A 3,264-nucleotide genomic window follows, 5' to 3' on the forward strand; every position below is an offset into this window, starting at 1 on the left:
ACTTGCGGAAGGGGTCGCCGCCGGGCGGCTCGATCTTCACCACGTCCGCGCCGTGGTCGGCCAGCAGCATGGTGGTCATCGGCCCCGCGATCCCCCAGGAGAGATCCAGCACCCGCAGTCCCGAAAGCGCGCTCGCCATCGCCTAGCTCCACAAACTATCGTCCGGCGCCAGGGCGCCGCAGCGTAAAGGTAGTGCCAACGCGCCGCTCAGCCACGCCCGAATATGACAGGCGATGGCGCAAATTCCGACATCCGCAGCTTCAGGGCGTGCCGAGGATCAGCGCGCTGCCGCCGCTCACCAGCACCCGCTCGACGTTGGCCTGCTGGTTGACCGCCTGGCCGCGGATCTGGCGCGCGCCCTCGACGATGTTGTTGATGCCGTGGATATAGGCTTCGCCCATCAGGCCGCCGTTGGGGTTGACCGGCATGGAGCCGCCGCGGCCGGTGTGGCCGGCGGCGATGAAGTCCTTGGCCTCGCCCGGGCCGCAGAACCCGCGCTCCTCCAGCGCCTTCAGCACCCCGGGGGTGAAGGCGTCGTAGATCATCGCCACGTTCACCTCGTGCGGCCGGATGCCGCTCTGGCGCTGCAGCTCATCGTTCATCGCCTGGGCTTCCGCCGCCACCTCCGCGTCGCTGCGGTAGACATCGTAGATGATGCGGCTGTGGATGTCGTGCTGCTGGGTGGCGGCGTGGATGCGCACCACCGGCTGCTTCAGGTCACGGGCGCGGTCGAGGGAGGTGATCACCAGGGCCGCCCCGCCGTCGGTCTCCAGGCAGCAATCCCAGCGGCGGATGATCGGCTCGACGATCCAGCGCGACGCCTGGTGCTCCTCCAGGGTCAGCGGCCGCTGGTAATAGGCCGCCCGCGGATTGGTCGCGGCCCAGTCGCGGGTCGAGACCACATAGCGGCCGAGGTCCTCGCTGGTGATGCCGTAGCGGGTCAGGTAGGGCTGGTTCTCCAGCGCGTAGCTCTTGGCCGCGGTGTTGAGGTTCAGCGTGTAGTGGAAGTCGAGCTTGCGCCCGCCCATGCCGAAGCCGGCGTGGGATTCCGGGGTGCCGAAGCGGCGGCCCGAACGCTCGTTGAACGCCCGGTAGATCAGGACGGCCTTGGCCGCTCCTGAAGCCACCGCGGCGGCGGCCTGCTGCACGGTGGCGTTGGCGCCCGAGCCTCCGAACGGCGTCCGCGAGGTCCAGCGCAGGCTGGGTATCCCCAGGGAGCGCTGCAGCTCCAGCTCGTCGTTGGAATCGAAGGTGAAGGTGACCACGCCGTCGATGTCGGCCGGCGTGAGGCCCGCGTCGCGGATGGCGGCGAGGCTGGCCTCGGCGGCCAGCCTGAGTTCGCTACGTCCGGAATTGGCGGAATAGTCGGTCTCGCCGACGCCGGCGATGGCGGTGAGGGTAAGCGGAACGACCATCAGGCGGCCACCCCAGCTGCGGGCCGGAACTGCGGCAGGACCACGCCGTCGAACTCCTGGTAGAACACCTCCACCGGCAGGCCGACGTGGATCTCGTCGAGCGGGATCCCCTGGATGTTGGAGATCAGCTTGATCCCTTCCTCCAGCTCCAGGTGGACGACGATGCGCGGATCCTCGTCGGGGCGGTTGGGGTGCTTGGAGGCGACCCAGCCCAGCACCTTCGCCCGGCCGCAGCATTCCTGGATGTCGACTTCCAGGCTCTGGCACTTGGCGCACATGGGCGCGGGCGGATGCCGCACGAGCCCGCAGTTGCCGCATTTCTGCACGAGCAGCCTGCCTGCCCGCGCGCCTTCCCAGAAGAAATCATCGTCTCGCATGGACGCCCTCCCCGAACCGAATGCCCGAATACAAAGCGCCGCTCGCCGGGATCGCCGGCGGCGGCGTTCTTGTCGAATGCGCCTAGGCGCTGACTTCCTGGCCGAGGCCGAACATCTTCTGCGCGTTTTCGTAGATGATCTTGCGGCGCGCGTCTTCCGGCAGGCCGGCTTCGGCGAACTGCGACTTCACCTGGCTCTGCGAGTTGGGCCAGCAGGTGGCCGGGTGCGGGAAGTCGGTGGACCAGAACAGGCAGTCCGGGCCGAAGGCGTCATAAGCGGACTTCAAGCCGGTCGGCTCGTACATGAAGGTCGCGCCCATCTGGGTCTTGAAATACTCGCTGGGCAGCTTCTTCACGCCCGGGAACTTGTAGTGCAGGTGCATGCGCTCATCGAGCTTCTCGAACAGCCAGGGCAGCCAGCCCAGGCCCGGCTCTACGAACAGCACCTTCAGCTTCGGGAACTTTTCCAGCGTGCCGGTCAGGATCCAGAAGCAGATGGTTTCGGCCAGGCCGAGCGCCGGCAGCATCGTGTAGATGCCGCGCTGGGGCGTCGGATCGCGCTTGAAGACCTCCAGCATGCTGGCCTTGATCTCCAGGTGGTTCATCACCGTGAGGTTGGCCTCGCTGATGGCGGCCCATAGCGGATCGTAGCTGGCGTCCTGGAAGTCCGGCAGGCCGAGTTCCGAAGGATAGGGGTGCACCTGCACGCAGCGCGCGCCCAGCTTGGTCAGGCGCTCGACTTCGCTGATCGCGAAGGGGATGTCGGAAATCGGCATCTGGTAGGCGGTGAGCAGCCGGTTCGGGCTGACGGACGCGAAGTCGGCCATGGCCTGGTTGAAGCCCTTGATGCCTTCCTTCCAGTCCGCGCCCATGTAGGCGGGCGCACAGATCTTGTTGCCGCCGAGTTCAGGGAAGATCACTTCCGCCTGCACGCCGTCGCGGTCCATGGCCGCCAGCTTGGCGTGGGGCTCGAAGTGGCCCGGGTCGTTGGCCGCCTCCATGTCCACGAAGTCCTCGATGGCCAGCGGGGGACGTCCGCCGCGGGCCGCGACCTCGGCGGCCTTGTGCTTGCGCACGGCCTCGTCCCACACGCCCTTCATGCGTGCGGACAGGCGTTCCTTCACCCACTCGTCGGTGAACTGAACATGGGAGTCCACCGAGATCAGCGGCTCTTTGACGATCGCGTTCATGGTCCAGATCCTCAGTCGAATAAAGTTGGCGAAGGTTAGCCCTCCGCCAGGAGGAGGCTACGTCAGAATACGACACCCGTCGCGGCGAAATCTGACGGCCGGCGTCCAGGCCGCGGTCCGCAAGCCGCCTTCACGTGCGCCTCAAGGCCTCCGCCTCGGCGGCGGCCGCGCGCGTCGCCTTGAGCGCGGCCCACAAGGTCAGGATTGCCAGCGGCTGGAGGAGCATGAAGGTCGCCGAGATGGCCCAGCCGATCTTGGCGGGGTCATGGAACACATAGGTGGT

4 protein-coding genes are annotated in these 3,264 nt (G+C 67.2%); all 4 read right to left on the bottom strand.

From position 1 onward, the window contains the following. Positions 1-139, bottom strand: a 139-nt coding sequence (locus VGL30_RS17155) for a CoA transferase (protein ID WP_331541243.1), incomplete at its 3' end; no start/stop codon positions are given. Between the two features lie 121 nt (positions 140-260). Next, positions 261-1,415 (bottom strand): thiolase C-terminal domain-containing protein, encoded by a 1,155-nt coding sequence (locus tag VGL30_RS17160; RefSeq protein WP_331541240.1) that lies wholly within the window; start codon positions 1,413-1,415, stop codon positions 261-263. Then, on the bottom strand, positions 1,415-1,792 hold the full coding sequence (locus tag VGL30_RS17165) for a Zn-ribbon domain-containing OB-fold protein (protein ID WP_331541241.1): 378 nt from the start codon (positions 1,790-1,792) through the stop codon (positions 1,415-1,417). Before VGL30_RS17165 ends, VGL30_RS17160 begins: the two co-directional genes overlap by 1 nt. Positions 1,793-1,874: 82 nt before the next feature. Next, on the bottom strand, positions 1,875-2,981 hold the full coding sequence (locus VGL30_RS17170; protein WP_331541242.1) for an amidohydrolase family protein: 1,107 nt from the start codon (positions 2,979-2,981) through the stop codon (positions 1,875-1,877). Positions 2,982-3,264 lie beyond the last annotated feature (283 nt).

The sequence above is a fragment of the Phenylobacterium sp. genome (assembly GCF_036502675.1).
Classification (GTDB): Bacteria; Pseudomonadota; Alphaproteobacteria; order Caulobacterales; family Caulobacteraceae; genus Phenylobacterium.

Bases quoted from the DNA above. Each gene is read 5' to 3' on its own strand.
- VGL30_RS17160 (WP_331541240.1), bottom strand. From the start codon at position 1,415: ATGGTCGTTCCGCTTACCCTCACCGCCATCGCCGGCGTCGGCGAGACC.
- VGL30_RS17165 (WP_331541241.1), bottom strand. From the start codon at position 1,792: ATGCGAGACGATGATTTCTTCTGGGAAGGCGCGCGGGCAGGCAGGCTG.
- VGL30_RS17170 (WP_331541242.1), bottom strand. From the start codon at position 2,981: ATGAACGCGATCGTCAAAGAGCCGCTGATCTCGGTGGACTCCCATGTT.